Genomic DNA, 17,946 nt, shown 5'->3' with positions numbered 1-17,946 from the left:
CTGAGTCGCATAACAGCATCGAGGGCCGGAGGGCCGGACATGGCGGCCCCGTCGAACATCGAGATTGGAGACATTGGATGAGCGATTCGTCGGACGTGCCGCATGCATCAGGCTGTTCTCCGCGAGGGGCGTTGCACGGCTTGAAGGTCGTCGATCTGTCGCGCGTGCTCGCCGGTCCGTATGCGGCGCAAATACTTGCCGATCATGGCGCGGACGTGCTGAAGGTCGAACCGCCGCAAGGCGACGAAACCCGTGAGCTGGGTCCGCCGTTCGTCGGCGACAGCGCCGCTTATTTTCACGGTTTGAATCGCAACAAGCGCGTCATCGCACTCGACCTCGCGAATGCGGCCGGTCGCGAAGTGTTGCTGCGCCTGCTCGCCGACGCCGACGTGCTGATCGAGAACTTCCTGCCCGGCACGATGCAAAAGTGGGGCCTCGACTATCGCGAGACGCTCTCGACGCGCTTTCCGAAGCTGATCTATTGCCGCATCTCCGGCTTCGGCGCGAGCGGTCCGCTCGCGTCGATGCCCGGCTACGACGCAGTCCTGCAAGCGTTCTGCGGGCTGATGAGTGTGAACGGTCACGCGGAGTCTGGCGCTACACGCATCGGTATTCCGATCGTCGATACCGCGGTGGGCCTGTCTTCGGTGATCGGCATCCTGCTCGCGGTCGCCGAGCGGCAGCGTTCGGGGCAAGGGCAACTGGTCGATACGTCGCTGTTCGAAACTGCGCTGAGTCTGCTGCATCCGCATCCGGCCAACTGGTTCGCGTCCGGTGCGACGCCAAAGCTGACCGGCAACGCTCATCCGAACATCTCGCCGTACGACACCTTTTCCGCCGCCGACTGTGAGGTGTTCATCGGCGTGGTCAACGACGGGGCATTCGGGCGTTTCTGCGACGTGATCGGCCATCACGAACTGATCGACGATGCGCGCTTCGCGACGAATCCGTTACGCGTGACGAATCGCGCCGCGCTGCGTTCGGTGCTTGACCCCATTCTGCGCACGTTCGACGGCGCGCGGCTCTGTGAACGTCTGAGCGAAGCGGGCGTGTCCGCATCGCGCATCCAGTCGGTCGCGGACGTGCTCACGCATGCGCAAACGCAAGCGCGCGAGATGGTCGTCGAACTGCCTGACTATCGCGGTGTCGGCATTCCAGTGAAGCTGTCGCGCACGCCGGGCTCGGTGCGCAGCGCGCCGGCGCCCTTCGCCGCTCATACCGAAAGCGTGCTGCGCGATGCGGGCTACTCGGCGCGCGACATCGATCAATTGCTGTCGTCCGGTGTCGCGCCGATAACGCGTCGCCACAAGCGCTGAGACTTTCCGCCGACGCGCACCCGCTGTTTGCCGTTTCACGAACGATAACGACGCCGTCCACGAGACGGCCGCACGGAGACGAATATGACTGACAACCACACGGCTGTCGCGCGCATGACGCGCGACGACCGGCGCGTTCTGTTCGCGTCGTCGCTTGGCGCGGTATTCGAGGCATACGACTTCTATCTCGCGGGCTCGCTCGCGACGATCATCAGCAAGCAGTTCTTTTCCGGCGTCAATCCCGCCGCAGCTTTCGTCTTCACCCTGCTCAGCTTTGCAGCCGGCTTTGCCGTGCGGCCGTTCGGCTCGATCGTGTTCGGCCGGATCGGCGACAAGGTCGGACGCAAATATACCTTCCTGTTCACGATTTCGGTGATGGGCTTCTCGACGTTCGTTATCGGCCTGTTGCCAAACTTCAGTCAGATCGGCATTGCCGCGCCGATCATCTTCATTGCGTTGCGTCTGCTGCAGGGGCTGTCGCTCGGTGGCGAATACAGCGGGGCGGCTACCTACGTGGCCGAACACGCGCCGAACGCGAAACGCGGCGCGTGGACCGCGTGGATCCAGACACCGGCCACACTCAGCCTGCTGCTGTCGCTGATCGTGATACTCGGTGTGCGCTTCGCGGTCGGAGATAACGCGTTCGCCGACTGGGGCTGGCGCGTCCCGTTTCTCGGTTCCGCGATCCTGCTCGCGGCATCCGTGTGGATTCGCCTGAAGTTGCATGAGTCACCGGTGTTCAGCCGCATGAAGGCGCAGAACCGCGGTTCGCGCGCGCCGCTGACCGAGGCGTTCGGCCAGTGGCGCAATCTGCGGCTCGCGCTGATCGCGCTGTTCGGGCTGGTTGCCGGCCAGGCTGTTGTGCTCTATACCGGCCAGTTTTACGCGCTGTTCTTCCTCACGCAGACGCTGAAGGTCGACATCATGACGGCAAACGTGCTGATCGGCATTGCGCTGATCGTCTGTACACCGTTCTTCATCGGCTTCGGTGCGCTGTCCGATCGCATCGGCCGCAAGCCCGTCATCATGACCGGCTTGCTGGTGGCAGCGTGCGCGTATTTCCCTCTGTTCAAGGGACTTACGCACTTCGTGAATCCTGCGCTCGAAGCCGCGCTCGAGCGCGCGCCGATCCAGGTCGTCGCCGATCCGGCCGACTGCTCGTTCCAGTTCAACCCTACCGGCACCGCGCAATTTGTCACGTCGTGCGACGTCGCCAAGCAGGCGCTCGCGAAAGCCGGCCTCAGCTATACAAACACGCCCGCGCCCGCCGGCACGGTCGCTTCGGTGCGCGTCGGTACGGCCGAAGTGCGCAGCTATCGCGCGACCGATACGAGCGCCAGGGCCGACGAAGCACGCTTTGGCGCTGCGCTCAGCCAGGCACTGGCTCAAGCCGGCTATCCGCAACGCGCCGATCCCGCGCGGATCAACTGGCCGATGGCGCTCGTGATCCTCATCGCGCTGGGATTGCTCATCACCGCCACATATGGCCCGGTCGCCGCGGTTCTCGCCGAGATGTTCCCGACCCGCATTCGTTACACAGCCGTCTCGCTACCCTACAACATCGGCAATGGATGGTTCGGCGGCTTCCTGCCGGCAACGGCGTTCGCGATCGTCGCCGCTCGTGGCGATATCTACGCAGGGCTCTGGTATCCGGTCTCGATTATCGCAATGACCTTCCTGGTTGGCGTGTTCCTGCTGCCGGAAACGCGAGGAGTGAGCCTCGAAAGCGATCCCGCGCAAGCGCCCGCTCCGCTCGGCGCAGGCGGTCTCGAGTCCGCGCACGCAAGCGCAAATAATCTGGATAGTTAAGCGAAGGGGCAGTGTTCTGAAGACCGTCCCAACATGGTTTAAATATTTCACATCACAAATTAAATATAGACAATGCCACGGAGACACCCATGAGAAAACCATTATTGCGCGCGGTTGCTTTCGGCGGATGCCTATGCGCCGGCATGTTCTCGCACGCAGCGCTCGCACAGTCGTCGGTGACGATCTACGGGATCATTGATCAGGGCATCAACTACATCAGCAACGCCCAGGCGCTGAACGCAGCGGGCGCACGGGTTGGCAAAACGCAGTGGACGACGAGCAGCACCGTGATGGCCGGCAACCAGCTCGGCTTTCTCGGCTCGGAGGATCTCGGCGGCGGCTACAAGGCGATTTTCCGACTCGAGACCGGCTTTGATATCGGCACCGGCAAGCTGCAGGAAGGGGGTACATTCTTCGGCCGCCAGGCCTATGTCGGCATGACGACCCCCTACGGCTCGGTGACACTCGGTCGTCAGTACGATTCGGTGGTCGATTTCCTGCGGCCGCTTTCAGCGGCGGCGGTGGGCGGCGGCGGCACTTTCACCGCGCATGGCAACGACATCGACAACTTCGCAGACACCTACCGCACCAACAATGCAGTCAAGTACACGAGCCCCTCCTGGCGTGGCCTCACCGTCAGCGGCATGTACAGCTTTGGTGGCGTCGCAGGATCGCTCACGCGCAACAGCATCTATTCGTTCGGCGCGTCGTATGGGGCTGGGCCGTACAAGGTCGCGGCTGCCTATCTGAAGGTGCATGACCCGAACCAGTCGTTCTTCGGCAACAATACGTTGAGCTCGACGACCGGGAACAACGTCGGCACGGTAACGGGAATTCAGTCGAACCCAGTCTACAGCGGCTTTGCGTCGGCCAGCACGTATCAGGTGATCGGAGCAGGCGCACAGTATGGCGCGAGCAACTTTTTCGTTGGTGCGAACTATTCGAACGTGCGGTTTGGCGATCTCGGCGATCCGAATTCGGGCACGCTGTCGATGACGAATCCGCTCGGCTATCACGGCACCGCGGTATTCAACAGCTATGCCGCGTACGTGCGCTATCTGCCGAGACCCGACATCGCGCTGACCGGCGCATACGATTTTCTCACCGGTGGTGCGATCGACGGCAAGCCGCCCGCACATTACAACCAGTTCAACGCGGCCGCGCATTATCTGCTGTCCAAACGAACGGATTTGTACGTGCTCGCGACGTATGTGATCGCGAGCGGCACCGATTCGACGAACCAGCCGGCGGTTGCTTCGATTCTGACGCTGACGCCGTCAGACAGCTCGCATCAGTTGATCTTGCGGCTTGGCATCATGCATTTCTTCTGACTTTCGACGGGAGGCAGCCGCCGGTCTATGACGTTCATTCAACGGTCGGTCTCGGTTGATGGTGGGCCCGCTTGCCAAACCGCAAACGTCACAAAAGCTAAAGTATGAACATCTCTGATTACGCGAGTCTGCAATGCACATTCTTCCAGATCGCTACCAATCATAGGTCCGGATGATCGCCGCAAACGGGGAAGCCAAACCCCTCAGCGGCGCGTCAATTTTTATTGCAATTTGATGGCATATAGTTGCTGCGTACCGCAAAACGCTGATGCGTCCAGCAGCTCATATCTCCAGCACGATGACATCGGAGCGAGCTCGTGACACGCAGACGCAGATCGATTTGTTCGCAGCGCGTTCGCCTGCTGACAGATACCGATCGCGATGATCCGGTTCTCCTGCAAGCACGGGCGTGACACACATCCCGCATTCGCCGCGCTTGCAGTCGTGCAGCGGCTCGACGCCCGCCGCTGTTAACGCATCGAGCATGGTTTGCCCGGCCTCGACATGCACCGTCATCCCGCTCAAGCTCAGCTCGATGTCGAAGGGCTTGTCTTCCGGTTGCGCCAGCGTGCCTTCGAACAGTTCGGCATGGATGCGCTCCGCCGCCCAGCCAGCGGATCGTGCAGCCTCGACCACTGCGGTTATCATCGCGCGAGGCCCACATACATATAAGCGCGCTCCCGCATGCGGGTCGGCAAGCACGCTGCCGAGCTTCGTACGCAGGCTGTTGGGACGACCGCCGTGAAGCGTGCAATGCGGACCGAGCGCGGCGAGCTCACCCGCGAACGGCGCGTTTGCAGCGTTTCGGGACGCGTAGTGCAGCGAGAACGGCAGGCCGTCGCGCGTCAGCCGGCGTGCCATCGACAGAATCGGCGTGATGCCGATGCCTCCGGCGATCAGCAGGTGACCGCCTTCGGCTGCCTCGAGCGCGAACGCATTGCGCAACTCGGCCTCGACAACGTCGCCCGGTCGCAACGCATGCATCCACGACGAACCCAGCCCGTGTTCGCGCGCCAGTACCGCGACTTCGTAGGTTGCGCTCGCATCGCCGTCGCCGGTTAGCGAATACTCGCGATGCAGTGGCGTACCCGGTATCGCAAACGAAAGATGCGCGCCGGGCGTAAACGCGGGCAGCAGCGTGCCGTCCTCCGCGCGTAATGCGATCAGCCGCACGCCGTCGGCCAGCGCGTGATTCTTTTCGACGATCAGCTTCATTTACAGACCTTGTTCGACGATGAGGTTCAGATGGCGACCAATCGCGAGGAGGCGTCGTTCCTCGCGCGGTTTGCCGACCAGTTGCAGTCCGATCGGCAGCCCATTGGGGCCGCGCATGCCCGGTACGTTGATGCACGGGAGGCCGAGCAGGGTCCACGAACGGCTCAGTACCGGATCGCCCGTGGCCTGGAGTCCAATCGGTGCTTCGCCCGGCGCGGCGAGTGTCAGCACGGCATCGACGTCGTGCGTCAGTGACGCGAACTGAAGGCGTGCGCGTTCGGCCAGCGCGAGCGCCGCCATGCAGGCGTCGTGCGGCGTCGCGTGACCCGCTTCGAGCAGTGCGGCGAACGGCGCGCTCAACTGCTCGCGGTGATCGCGCCATTCCGCATCGAACGCTCGCGCGGCCTCATAAGCCTGCACGCATTTCTGTGCATCGACGAGGCCGTGCATGTCGGGAGACGCGTTGACCTCGACGATGGACACACCGGCGCGGGAAAGGCGCGTAAGCGCTTCATCGAAGGTTGCATGCGTCGATGCTTCGATCGGGCTTTGTTCGTAACCGGGCAGGATGGCAATCGACAAGGCCGCCGGATCGATAGCCTGCAAGGCGTCGAACCGCTCGCCTGAGAGCGCCGCGCGCATCAGTTCGAGATCATCGGCGGAGCGCGCAAGCCAGCCGAGCGTGTCGAGCGAGGGCGCCATGGCTTTCGCGCCCGTGAGGCTATGCAGGCCGTGCGTCGGCTTGAGGGCGAAAACGCCGCAATACGAGGCGGGTCGGATCAGCGACCCGGCGGTCTGCGAGCCGAAAGCAAGCGGCACCATGCCCGCTGCCACGGCGGCCGCCGATCCGCTCGAGGAGCCACCGGGCGTGCGCTGCACATCGTGCGGGTTGGCGGTCGGTCCCGGCGTGAAGTAAGCGAATTCGGTGGTGACCGTTTTGCCGGCTACGAGCGCGCCGGCGGCTCTCGCCCGTCCGACGCACGCGGCGTCCGCTGCCCGAATGCCTTGCGCGTAAATCGGCGAACCGTATCGGGTGGGGAAGTCACGTGTCGTGAAGATATCCTTGACGCCAACCGGTACGCCAGCGAGCACGGTACTGCCAGAAGAAGACACATGCCGTTGCGCAGCGGCGCGCCGGGCCGCGTGCATGTCGAGCGTGCGCCACGCCCGAACGGGCGGCTCGCAGGCCTCGATGCGCGCTTCGAAGCGATCGAACACAGCATCGATCGTGAGCGATCCGTCCGCCAGTCCGCGCCGGATCGCCACTGCCGTCAGCGGTGAAACATCGTAGAAGGAAGTCATGTTTCGATTGGAATCCAGTGAGGTTCATCGGTCGGCATGCCATCGCCGTCGTCCGGGGTGATCGACTTGTCGCGCAAGGCCACGTATCGCGTCCACGCGTCGGTTCGCGTGATCGCATCGAACGACGCAGCCGCTTCGTGCACGACCGTCGCATCGCGCAACGGCGACCAGTCGGCGGCCGTCAATGTGAGCTGCTTCGAGAAAATGCGCTGCCATTGCTCATCGTCGATGCCCATCGGCGGTGCGCCATCCAGTACGCCGATTCGCGCATGACGCCGTGCGCAAATGGTCGATGCACCCGCGTAGCGGCCGCCTGCAGGATCGAGCACGACATCCGCGCCGCCATGCTCCCGGATCAGTTCCGGCCATGCCGAGCCGATCGTCGTGGCTTCCATTGCGCCCATGGCGATAGCGCGGCGTGCGTGGCCGGCGGTGTCGCATATGGCCAGTACGTCGGCATCGAGTGATGCCGCGAGCAGGCAGGCGAGCATCCCGCCCGCGGTGTGCGCGTCGTGGATCAGGACGGCGTCGCGCGGCCCGACGTTCAGGCGTCGCACGAGTGCCATGTAGATCTTCGGCCAGCTTGCGGGCAGGCACAGCGCGTCGCGCAGCGGCAGATGCGGGGGGACACGCAACGCGTGACGTGGCACACCAGCGGGCTTCGCGGGCTCATCATCGCGCAACGGCACGGTGAAGGCGATGCGTTCATCGTGAGCCTCGGCCCCGATACGTACGACGACTGGTGTACGCATCGCGCCATCGAGCATCACGCCGTCTCCCACCGCATACGCGCGCGCGAGCTTGTCGTGGTGCTGGGTGGTTGCCCGATCGTCGATCACGCATGTATCCTCATGTCAGCCATCCGCTGCGTCTTCATGACAAGCGCTCCGATTGCCTGATCGCCTGATCCGCTCCGTTATGAATCTGCCCAAATCCGAACACGACGAACCAGCCGACGGTCCTATCCGCGCACCGGATTTCTCGTTGCGTCAGCTGTCGTACTTCCTGGCCGCCGCGCAACATCAGTCCGTGCAGAAGGCCGCTGCGGTGTTGCATGTTTCCTCGCCCGCGGTCTCGGCGGCCATCGCGCATCTGGAAGGCACGCTCGGTGTGACGCTGTTCAAGCGGCAACACGCGCGCGGGCTGATCCTGACCGAAGCGGGGAGTGCCTTCGCCGTGCAATGCCGTGCGTTTCTGCAGAACGCCAACGAACTGCTGCAACCTGGCTCGCTCGATCGCAGCGCACTGCGCGGGCAGGTGAAAGTCGGCTGTCTCACCACGTTCGCGCCACTCGTGATTCCGTCGCTGCTTAACATGGTGCGCGAAGACATTCCTAATGCAAAGCTCACGTGGACGGATGGCCATCACGAATATCTGATCGAAGGATTACGCACGGGCACGCTCGATCTCGCGGTGCTCTACGACTTCGACATCCCGTCGGGCATTCAGGTGATGACCTTACGCAGCGCGCCGTTACAGGTGGTGTTGCCTCCACAGCACCCACTCACGGCACGCCCCCGAATTTCGACGGGCGATATCAACACGGAACCGTTCATCCTGCTCGATCTGCCGCGCACGCGTGAGTACATGCTGTCTGCATTCAGCTCCCACGGCGTGCTGCCGCGTATCGCACATTCGGTCACGTCGCTGAACATGCTGTTCGGCCTCGTCGCCGCCGGACATGGGTTCTCGCTGCTCAATTTCTGCCCGCCGTACACCGTGCCCGGCATCGGTCGCATCGTGTCGCGTCCTTTCGAATCGCTGGTGCGGCAACCCAATATCGTGGTGGCTTATTCGTATCGCTATCACTATCCGCGTGTCGCCGCGGCGATTGTCGAGCGCATCGCGTCGATCGTCGATACGCTGACGATCGAGTCTCCCTGAACGCCGCGGCGTGATGCGCGTGGCGTCCGTCAGGCGGCGGGCATTTCCATCCAGGATTCCGAGAACGCGAGGAACGCGGAGCTTTTCTTGCCACCGTCGAAGTTGCGTGTGGTCACCTTGCCTGCAAGCATGCGTCCGTTCACCTCGATGCTTGCATCCGCTGCATCGATGAAGAGACTGTACATTTCATGCTTCTGCGTGGGCCCTTTTTCGGCAGGCATATCGACTGCGTAGGGCGTGCCGAGTTTGTTCCACGTCATCACCACTTCCAGGTCGCCCGACATCAGGATTTCCTGATAGCGCGAACGTGTGTCGCCCACTGAACGCGATTCCGTGAGCGGCAGATACTGGATGGCCGTCGTGCCAGGCGAGACGCGAAACGCCGCGAATTTGCTGAAGAAGTGCTCCATCAGATAGCGTGCGAGCGCTTCGTTGTCGGCGATGCACACATTGCACGCTTCGGGGAGACTTGCGGCCACACCGGGCTGTTCGAGCAACAGCACGCCTTTGCCCATGCCGTGCGGCGAATAGTTGATCCGGTAGTACGCGGCGAGGCTGGTCCACTCGCCGTCATCGGTTTCCTTCAGATAGATTCCGGGGTTATCGCCGGTCCACGCGACCGTGCCGGGATGAACGGGTTGATTCATGTTCGTTCTGCCTTGGTTGGAAGACGTTGACGGGAGCGCGTCAGACGGTGCTGCCGGTGAGTGACTGCGCGTAATCCTCGATGCGTTCGCGCACCTGCTGGTCGCGATCGTCCAATTCGTGGTGATTGCCGTGCACTACGATGCTCGTGATCGCCTTGCCCACCTCGCGGATGAAAGCCGCGTCGTCATAGCGCGGCGCGGAGGTGATCACGGTATCGTGCGCATTGGTCGGCGTGTCGCCGTTACTGCGTAGCGGCGACACGGCGGGTTGACCGCCTTCCGCGACTTTTTTGCTTTCGCGTTTGAGCAACTGGCGCAACATCGCCACGCCGCGATCGCAGCGCGTGAGATTCTCGAGCGCATGAACGGCGATCGGGCGTTGCGAGATCTGCGCGTCGTAATCTCCCGGCATCCGCTGACGGTCCTCGTACGGACGCTCGCCGTTCTGACCGAAGAAATCGACCGACTCCACGCCGCACAGGCTTTCGTCGGCAATGCCGCGGGGGTCCGCGTCGGGATGGAAATGGCGCCATCCGATGATGCGGCAGGTCTGGTTGTCGATCGGCGTGGTCCAGCGCGTGATCGCGACACGCACGAAACTTTTGTCGTCCTGGCCGTCTTCCCAGATGTGACCGACCTGCGCGAGATTCGGCAGGATGATGTCGTTCGAGCGCACCCATATCTTGTCCTTCCAGCGGCGAGTGGTGACGTAGATCATGCCGGCGGGCGTCGGTACGAAATCCATCTCCGGCAACTCGCCCCATGCTTCGGCAAACTGTGTGAAGCTGATGCGCGTGTGGAGGAATACCGCGTGCGCCGGATCCATCACATTCTCGAGTACCTGTAGCCAGTTGCACGGATATGTGATGCAGTACGGCACGAGCCGGTCGTCTTCGATATGGTAGGTATCGAACACCGGAAACTCGGGCTTGTGTTCCGGCGGCCCAAAGTAGCCGAAGATGATGCCGCGAAATTCGTGCAGCGGGTAGGCGCCGTGACACACGTTGAAGCGCAGCTGCGAATCCGGCGGATCGCCCGGCGTTTCGAGAATGGTGCCGTCCACGCCGAAGAGCCAGCCGTGATAGCAGCAGCGCAGCCCTTCGTCCTCGCAGATGCCGAATTCGAGCGACGTACCGCGATGGCTGCAATGCTTTTCGAGCAGCCCGGGCTTGCCGTTCTTTGCGCGAAACAGCACAAGGTCTTCGCCGAACATGCGCACGGTCTTCGGCAGTTCGCCGAGTTCGGTCGAGAGCGCGACCGGCTGCCAGAAACGGCGCAGGTACTCGCCCATCGGCGTGCCTTTGTCGACGTGCGTGAGCTCCATGTTTTCGGCGGGCTGACGTTCGCGTTCATAGGCCGAGTAGGGTTTGATCAGGATGGTTTTCTGGGTCATGTCTTCACTCTGCGAGTATGACGTTCGATGACGATGCTAGCGACGCCGTGTGCCGGGCGACAGTCACAAATATGGCTGCTCGCTAAGGTTTTTCTGATGCGTACCGGTCCGTGATCGAGCTGCGCTGTCCATCACGGTCCAGCGCGGCAAATTCCGCCAGACAGGTCGCGCCCTGAAAATGACCGAACGCAGGCGTGCCGATTCCACGCGCAATCGAACGCGCGGCGCCGACGCTCAATTGCGTGGGTGTTCCCGCCGCTTCGGCGAGCAGCTGGATGCGCGCGGACCGCTCGATCAGCACGAACCACCACAAGGCTTCCTCGATGCTCTGGCCCACGGTGAGTGGGCCGTGATTACGCAGCAGCGCGGCCTTGCGCGCGCCTAGCGCCTGTGCAATCCGTTCGCCCTCGCTCATGTCCACGACGAGACCACTGTCTTCGCCGTACACGCAGTGCTCGTCGTAGAGCGCACACACGTCCTGATTGATCGGATCGAGTGGGCGATTCAGCGCACACCACGCGGTCGCGTGTTCGGGATGACCATGTACCACGCACGCGACATCGGGCCGCGCGCGATGAATCTGCGCGTGAATCGCGAATGCCGCTGCGTTGATCGCGCGTCCTTCCAGTACTGCGCCGTCGTGCGAGACGAGCGTCAGATCGCCTGCACGCATCACGCCGTACCCGACACCGAACGGATTGACCCAGAAGCAGTCGCTGCGCACCGGGTCGCGTACCGACAGATGCCCGGACACACCGATATTCATGCGCAGCGATGCGAGGTAGCGAAACGCGCAGGCGGCGGTGTGCCTGAGCCGTTCGCGTCGTGCGGCGGGATCGGCATGTGCGTCACTCACGGAATCGGTGGACGAGGCGGGCGAAACCTGCGAAACCGGCGCGAACGCAAAAGGATTGCGGTCCATGAGCGGCGATGTGGCGACAGTAAAAGAGTATTCAAAAAGTACGCGCTCAATGCGCGAGCTTGAATTTGCCCTGATCGACGGTCAGCATCTCCACGCTTTCCGCGCGCGTGCCGAAGTGATCCTGTGGGCCATACGTGTAGCGCGCAGTAACGCCCACGTAGTCCTTGACGTTTTCGAGCGCGTTGCGAATCGCTTCGGGCTTGTCACCCGCGGTGCGGATCGCGTCGATCAGCAGCATCGCCGCGTCGTAGCCGTTGCCTGCGAAGGTCGCGGGAAGATGGCCGTACTTCGCCTGATATGCAGCGGAAAACGACGTCAACACCTTCTTTTGCGGATCGGAATCGGGCAACTCGCTTGCAACGTAGATCTTGGACGACGGCAACAGCACGCCGTTGGCCGCGTCGCCGGCAAGACGCAGGAAGTTGAAGTCGTTGGCTGCGTGTGTCAGATAGAGCGGCCCCTTGATGCCGAGCGCCCGATAGTTGCGCGTCGCGATGGCGAGCCCTGGTCCGGTCGCCCAGATCACCGTGGCCTGTGCATCCGTGCCGCGGATCTTCGTGAGCTGCGGCGTCATGTCGGTATCGCCATTGCCGAAGCTTTCGTTGTCCACCAGCGTGATGCCTTCGTCCTTGACGAGCTTTTCGAGGCTGTCGCTCGCGCTGGTACCGAACGCAACATCCGAGTGCAGCATGGCGATCTTCGTGATGCCGCGCTTTTTCATGTCCTTCAGCATCACGCCTTCCACGACGACATCGGTGAGCGGCACGAGGAACACGTATTTGCGACGCTCCGTCGGCAGGACGATGCCGCGCGTCGCGCCGATGCCGATCATCGGAATCTTTGCCCGCTCCACGGCGTCCGCAATCGCGAAGTTCGAACCGCTGCTCGACGGCCCGATGATCGCCACCACGTTTTCCTGTGTGGTCAGCCGCTTGAGCGCCGACACGCTCTTGGTGTTGTCGCTCTCCGTGTTGATATTGACGAGGCTCACCTTGCGACCCCTGATGCCGCCCGCTGCGTTGACCTGATCGACGGCGAGCTGTGCGCCTTCGAGCGCAGGTTGACCGAGCGACGCGATAAAACCCGATGTTTCGAGCAGACCGCCAAGCTTGATATCGTCTGCAAGGGCGGCGCGGCAGATTCCCAGACTGATCAGGATGCCGGAAACAATGCGTTGCGTGCGTTTCATGTGGGGGTGTCCGTTCTTGTGGTTTCAGTTGAAGAGAGCGGTGAGCGCTTCGTCGAACAGGTCTTGCGGAGCGCTCCAGATGCCGCCGCCGATGCGGCCGCGACGCCCATTCGAATCGAGCACGCCGAGCGCGACCGCCGGCTGCAGCCGGCTTGCAACCACGCGGCGCGCGTTCAGGCCAAGGAGGGTCGTGCCGTGAGTGAATGCGGGGTGCGCCACGCCGAGCAATGTGTCGTTCAGCAGGGCGGGTGGGGCCGGCATGAACGCACCGAGGCTCTGTTGCTGCGCGTCCGAGCGGTGCATGCACATTGCACCGAGACCGAGCGCCTCGACGACGGCGCTGTCGCCGACGGCTGGCAGTCCGTCGGCCGCGCTCAAGCCTGAGTCGAAGCGTCCGACGGGCGTCGACGCGGCGATCGTGAACCAGCGCGCCGGCGCGTGCGCGAGGCGGATGCCGGCACGCCGGCCGTTGGCGCCCATCGACGTAACGATTGCGCTGCCGTTGACGTTTTCCGCTGCGCTCAGCATGCAGCGCGATGCGGCCATCCATGCATTCAGGAAGAAGCCTGGCGACGTGTCGAGAAAGCGCTGGATGGTATCGTCGTCGAATGCACATTGCGCGGCCAGGTGTTCGACGACGAGCCGCGTGCCTTCGATCGTGCGGCCGTGACAATCGTCACCCAGCGCGAGCGCGGCATCGGCGATCGCGGCGAGATCGATCGGCGCACCGAGGCGGGCGCCGATCGTCTCCGCGAGCGGTCCGTTGACCCAATGCAGGTGCGTAACGACCCGCGGGTTGTCGATACCGAGCCGGATCGCCGGGCCGCTACCGCCGCTCAGCGCGGCGTGGATCGTACGGCCACGGCCTGCCGCGTCGGAGACGACCTGCACGTACTGACCAGGCGAGAGCACCGCCGCGAGCGGCACGACGCAATTGTGTTCCTGCGCCGGCGCCAGCAGGATCTCGTGCGCACGGATGGCGTCGATAGCGGCGTCGAAGGTTGGCGTCCATCCCTCATAGACAGCGGCATGAGCGGCGGAATGGAGAATCGGTGCGGGCGGTACGTCGCCACCGAGCGGCGGACCGGCGTGCAGCAGGGTGCGGTCGGGCCACTGGATCGCGTCGCGCGCGCGTACCAACGCGCGCAGCATCGGACGGCTTGCGGCAATCGCATCTAGCGCGACGCGATCTGCTTCGGCATACGAAGCGGCAAGGGACAACGAAGTGAGCGGTGCCATGTCGGAACGATGCTCCATCAGGCGGCCTCGCAGGAAGCCGGGCCCTGCCAGCCGAGGTAGGCTTCCCCGATGTCGGGCGAGTCGAGTAGCGCGGTCGCGTCGCCTTCGAGCGCGATCCGCCCGTTGACCAGCACGTAGCCTCGATCGGCCACCTGCAATGCCGAGTGCGCGTTCTGCTCGACCAGCAGTACGGTGATGCCGCGTTCGGCCAGTCGCGGCAGCGATTCCAGAATTTCACGCGTGACCTGCGGTGCAAGTCCGAATGACGGTTCATCGAGCATCAGCAGTTGCGGACGGCTCATCAGCGCGCGGCCGATCGCAAGCATCTGGCCTTCGCCGCCGGACAGCGTGCCCGCCTGCTGGTCGATGCGCTCCTTCAGACGCGGAAAGAACGCGAGCACATCGTCCATCGTGTCGGCCATGTCGCGCGCGACTGCGCGACGCGGACGGAACAGGTTCACGAGGCCCGCGCCCCGCAAACCGGTGTACGCGCCCATCCGCAGGTTGTCGCGCACGCTCAGCGTGCCGAACAGCTGGCGTCCCTCGGGGGCGAGCGCGATACCCGCCGCGGTGCGACGCTCCATCGGCAGACGGGCAATCGACGTGCCGTTGAATTCGACATTGCCAGAGACGGGTGTGACCAGACCGGCGATCGCCTTGAGCAGGCTCGACTTGCCCGCGCCGTTCGCGCCGATCAGCGTGACGATTTCTCCGCGCCGGGCCGAAAGCGATACGTCGACGAGCGCGTCGGCCTGACCATAGCGCACGCACAGGCGATCGAGCGCGAGCAGCGGGACACCGGATCGCGCCGCGCCAGTGGGCGTTTCGCGCGCGCGGCGCGCGGTGCGCACGTCGGTATTGCCGAGATAGGCGGCGATCACCGCCGGATCGCGGCGCACTGTTTCCGGATTGCCTTTGGCCAGTACCGCGCCATGATTGAGCACGACCAGCCTGTCGGCGAGGCTGCTGACGAAGGCGAGATCATGTTCGACGAAGAGCACGGTGATGCCGCGTTCGCGGATGCGGTGGATCGCTTCGGCCAGTAGCTTCTTTTCGTCAGTGGTGAGGCCGGCGGCGGGCTCGTCGAGCAGGAGCAGTCCGGCATCGCTGCCGAGCGCGCGCGCCACGGCGACGAGCCGCTGCTGGCCCGCGGTCAGCGCCGCTGCCGGACGGTCGGCGAGCGCGCGCAGACCGACCAGGTCGAGCATCTCCGCGGCGTGGCTACGCAGTGCATCGAGCGTCTTCGCGGTGGCGAACGGGTTCGTCATGCCTTGCAGCATGCTCGACGGGCGGCGCGCCACGCCGGCGGTCGCGACGTTGTCGAGCACGGACATGCTGGTCAGCATTTCGGCTGCCTGGAAGGTGCGCGCGAGACCGAGCCGGTTGACCGCATCAGGTGCGAGTCCGCTGATCACGCGGTCCTTGAAGCGGACTTCGCCGCTTTGCGGTGCGACGAAGCTCGACAGCACGTTGAGCAGCGTCGACTTGCCCGCGCCATTTGGGCCGATCAGCGCGAGAATCTCGCCGCGCCGCACGTCGAAGCCGACATCGGAGAGCGCCTGCAAACCGCCGAAGCGGACCGACACGCCGGTCACCTCCAGCAGCGTGGCCGGGGAAGTCGTGGAAACAGCGGCGTTCATAGCGACTCCTTGTCGCGCAGTACGTCGCCGGGCACGAGCGGACGCAGGGAGGGGCGCGCACGCAGACGCCGCAACTGGGCGGCGAGCGTCGCCGCGAGGCCGTCGCGCATGAAGATCATCACGCTCACCAGCAGCGCGCCGTAGATCACCACGTCGAGACGTCCAAACGGCTTGAGCCATTCGCTGACGATCACCACCACGAACGTGCCGAACAGCACGTTCCACACGCCCGCCGCGCCGCCGAGCGCCACGATCAGCAGCAGCTTGATCGAGAAGCCGACGTTGAACGGGTCCGGGCTGATGTAGCCCATCCAGTAAGCGTAGAGCGCACCGCCGAGCCCGGCGTAGGCGCCGCTCAACGCCATCACCTTGCGCTTCACACGTGCTGCATCGATGCCGAGCGAAAGGGCCACGCGTTCGCTTTCGCTGACCGTACGCATCGCGAGACCCATCGGCGAGGTTGCGAGGTTGTGTGCCATCGCCAGTCCGAGCGCGCAGAGCGCCCATGCGAGCACGTAGACCGCCTGATCGGAGGCGAGACTGAGCGGCCCGATCGTGAGTGACGGTATCCCGGCGATGCCGTCCGGACCGCCCGTGACGCTGCGCCATTGCACCAGCACGATATGCACGATCAACGCGAGCGCTAGGGTCGCCATCGCGAGGTGATGGCCCTTCAGACGGAACACGATCCAGCCGATGCACCAGGCGATCAGCGCCGAGGCGAGCGTCGCCGCGATCACGCCGAGCCACGGATCGAGATCGAGCGTTTGCGTAAGCCACGCCGCCAGATACGCGCCGAACGCGACGAATGCACCGTGTCCCAGTGAAATCTGGCCGGTGTAGCCCATCAGCATCGACAGACCGACGGCGGGAATCGCATAGATCGCGCTCACGACCAGCAGGTTGACGACGTACGCATTGCTGGCGACGAGTGCCACGGCGAGGGCCGCCACGAGGATCAGCACGGGTTTCATGTGCGCGCGCCTCCAAAGTCGCCGAGCATACCGCCCGGGCGCACCAGCAGAAAGACGAGTAACAGCACGTAGGCGATCGCGTCCTTCATGCCCGAACTGAGATAGCCCGCGCAGAGCGCTTCGAGCACGCCAAGCAGCAGGCCGCCGAGCGCCGCCCCGAGCGGATTGCCGAAGCCGCCAATGATGCAGGCGACAAAGCCCTTGATGCCGAGCGGCGTGCCGCTGTCGTACTGCATCAGGGCGATCGGCGCGATGATCACGCCCGCCACGCCGCCGACGAAGCCCGACAGCAGGAAGCCGATGCCACGCATCGAACGCGTGGGAATGCCCATGAGGCCCGCGGCATCGCGATTCATCGCGCAGGCGCGAAACGCCTTGCCCAGATAGGTGCGGGTGAGGAAGAAATACAGTCCGGCCATCAGCACGAGCGTCGTACCGAACACCCAGAGCGCCTGACGGGGCACCGAGACGCCGCCGAGATTCAGCGAGCCCGAGCCGGAAAAGGCGGGCAACGGTTGGGCGTCCGTGCCCCACGCCAGCGCCGCGAGGCCCTGTGCCATGATGCCGATGCCGATCGTGATGATGATGCCGCGCGTCACGTCATTGCCGATCGGCCGGATCGCGATGCGTTCGATTATCACGTTGACGAGCGCGACGAAAGCCACGGCGATCGCCAGCGCGACGATCAGCGGCATGCCGAACGCAATCATGCTCGCGGCCGCGAGCGCGGCCAGCATCGAGGTCTCGCCCTGCGCGAAATTGACGATATGCGTCGCGTTATAGACGGCGGTAAAACCGATCGCGACCAGTCCGTAGATGCAGCCGACCACGAGGCCGGAGACGAGATACTGGATGAGCTCGGTCATGCGCGGCTTCTCGTCGAAGGCAGCGTGTGCCGCAGGATGCCGCGCGCAGTACGGGGAAGGGTGACCATCGCCTGTCCTCAGTCATTCGGGGTTTCGTCACAGGATCCGCACGCAGCGTCGCGGATGGATGAACTGAATGTAGAAGCCCCAAAAACCGGGAACAAATCAGATCAGAATTCAGTTGATTCTGTTTTTCGGAAGCAGCACTAAGGCGGTGCT

14 protein-coding genes and 1 pseudogene are annotated in these 17,946 nt (G+C 63.9%); 4 read left to right on the top strand and 11 right to left on the bottom strand.

Annotated features, from left to right (window positions below; genetic code table 11):
- Positions 1-77: 77 nt before the first annotated feature.
- From QM685_RS16545 to QM685_RS16535, 3 genes and pseudogenes are all read left to right on the top strand, one after another.
- Positions 78-1,316, top strand: coding sequence for a CaiB/BaiF CoA transferase family protein (locus QM685_RS16545; protein WP_415117448.1), 1,239 nt, complete (start codon positions 78-80; stop codon positions 1,314-1,316).
- Between the two features lie 84 nt (positions 1,317-1,400).
- Positions 1,401-3,044, top strand: a pseudogene (locus tag QM685_RS16540) (MFS transporter); the annotation flags it as partial.
- Positions 3,045-3,214: 170 nt separating this feature from the next.
- The gene (locus QM685_RS16535; RefSeq protein ID WP_415117447.1) at positions 3,215-4,456 is read left to right on the top strand and encodes a porin; all 1,242 of its coding nucleotides are present in this window, start codon (positions 3,215-3,217) and stop codon (positions 4,454-4,456) included.
- A gap of 282 nt (positions 4,457-4,738) precedes the next feature.
- On the opposite strand, the gene QM685_RS16530 is transcribed toward QM685_RS16535, so the two are convergent.
- From QM685_RS16530 to QM685_RS16520, 3 genes are read right to left on the bottom strand one after another with little or no spacing between them, the layout of a single operon-like run.
- The gene (locus QM685_RS16530; protein WP_415117446.1) at positions 4,739-5,671 is read right to left on the bottom strand and encodes a PDR/VanB family oxidoreductase; all 933 of its coding nucleotides are present in this window, start codon (positions 5,669-5,671) and stop codon (positions 4,739-4,741) included.
- Positions 5,672-6,973 (bottom strand): amidase, encoded by a 1,302-nt coding sequence (locus QM685_RS16525; protein WP_415117445.1) that lies wholly within the window; start codon positions 6,971-6,973, stop codon positions 5,672-5,674.
- Positions 6,970-7,812, bottom strand: coding sequence for a hypothetical protein (locus QM685_RS16520; RefSeq protein ID WP_415117444.1), 843 nt, complete (start codon positions 7,810-7,812; stop codon positions 6,970-6,972). The genes QM685_RS16525 and QM685_RS16520 overlap by 4 nt, the downstream gene beginning before the upstream one ends.
- A gap of 79 nt (positions 7,813-7,891) precedes the next feature.
- Between QM685_RS16520 and QM685_RS16515 the strand changes: the two genes are divergently transcribed.
- A complete protein-coding gene (locus QM685_RS16515; protein WP_415117443.1) occupies positions 7,892-8,857 on the top strand; it encodes a LysR family transcriptional regulator in 966 nt (321 codons plus the stop codon).
- A 29-nt stretch (positions 8,858-8,886) separates the two neighbouring features.
- Here QM685_RS16515 and QM685_RS16510 read toward each other — a convergent pair whose 3' ends face one another.
- The 8 genes from QM685_RS16510 to QM685_RS16475 form a co-directional block, all read right to left on the bottom strand.
- Positions 8,887-9,504, bottom strand: coding sequence for a hypothetical protein (locus tag QM685_RS16510; protein ID WP_415117442.1), 618 nt, complete (start codon positions 9,502-9,504; stop codon positions 8,887-8,889).
- A 40-nt stretch (positions 9,505-9,544) separates the two neighbouring features.
- Positions 9,545-10,897, bottom strand: coding sequence for a Rieske 2Fe-2S domain-containing protein (locus QM685_RS16505; RefSeq protein ID WP_415117441.1), 1,353 nt, complete (start codon positions 10,895-10,897; stop codon positions 9,545-9,547).
- A gap of 82 nt (positions 10,898-10,979) precedes the next feature.
- A complete protein-coding gene (locus QM685_RS16500) occupies positions 10,980-11,753 on the bottom strand; it encodes a class II aldolase/adducin family protein (protein WP_415117440.1) in 774 nt (257 codons plus the stop codon).
- 112 nt (positions 11,754-11,865) lie between these two features.
- Positions 11,866-13,008, bottom strand: coding sequence for an ABC transporter substrate-binding protein (locus QM685_RS16495; RefSeq protein WP_415117439.1), 1,143 nt, complete (start codon positions 13,006-13,008; stop codon positions 11,866-11,868).
- Positions 13,009-13,032: 24 nt separating this feature from the next.
- On the bottom strand, positions 13,033-14,247 hold the full coding sequence (locus QM685_RS16490; protein ID WP_415117438.1) for a DUF1116 domain-containing protein: 1,215 nt from the start codon (positions 14,245-14,247) through the stop codon (positions 13,033-13,035).
- Between the two features lie 17 nt (positions 14,248-14,264).
- Positions 14,265-15,887 carry an ATP-binding cassette domain-containing protein gene (locus QM685_RS16485; RefSeq protein ID WP_415117437.1) on the bottom strand — a complete coding sequence of 541 codons (1,623 nt, stop codon included), beginning with the start codon at positions 15,885-15,887 and terminating at the stop codon, positions 14,265-14,267.
- Positions 15,884-16,861 (bottom strand): branched-chain amino acid ABC transporter permease, encoded by a 978-nt coding sequence (locus QM685_RS16480; RefSeq protein ID WP_415117436.1) that lies wholly within the window; start codon positions 16,859-16,861, stop codon positions 15,884-15,886. The genes QM685_RS16485 and QM685_RS16480 overlap by 4 nt, the downstream gene beginning before the upstream one ends.
- On the bottom strand, positions 16,858-17,727 hold the full coding sequence (locus tag QM685_RS16475; protein ID WP_415117435.1) for a branched-chain amino acid ABC transporter permease: 870 nt from the start codon (positions 17,725-17,727) through the stop codon (positions 16,858-16,860). The genes QM685_RS16480 and QM685_RS16475 overlap by 4 nt, the downstream gene beginning before the upstream one ends.
- Between the last annotated feature and the right edge of the window lie 219 nt (positions 17,728-17,946).

It is taken from the genome of Paraburkholderia sp. (assembly GCF_047605525.1).
Taxonomy (GTDB): Bacteria; Pseudomonadota; Gammaproteobacteria; order Burkholderiales; family Burkholderiaceae; genus Paraburkholderia.
This window is presented reverse-complemented; position numbering and strand designations above follow the sequence as displayed.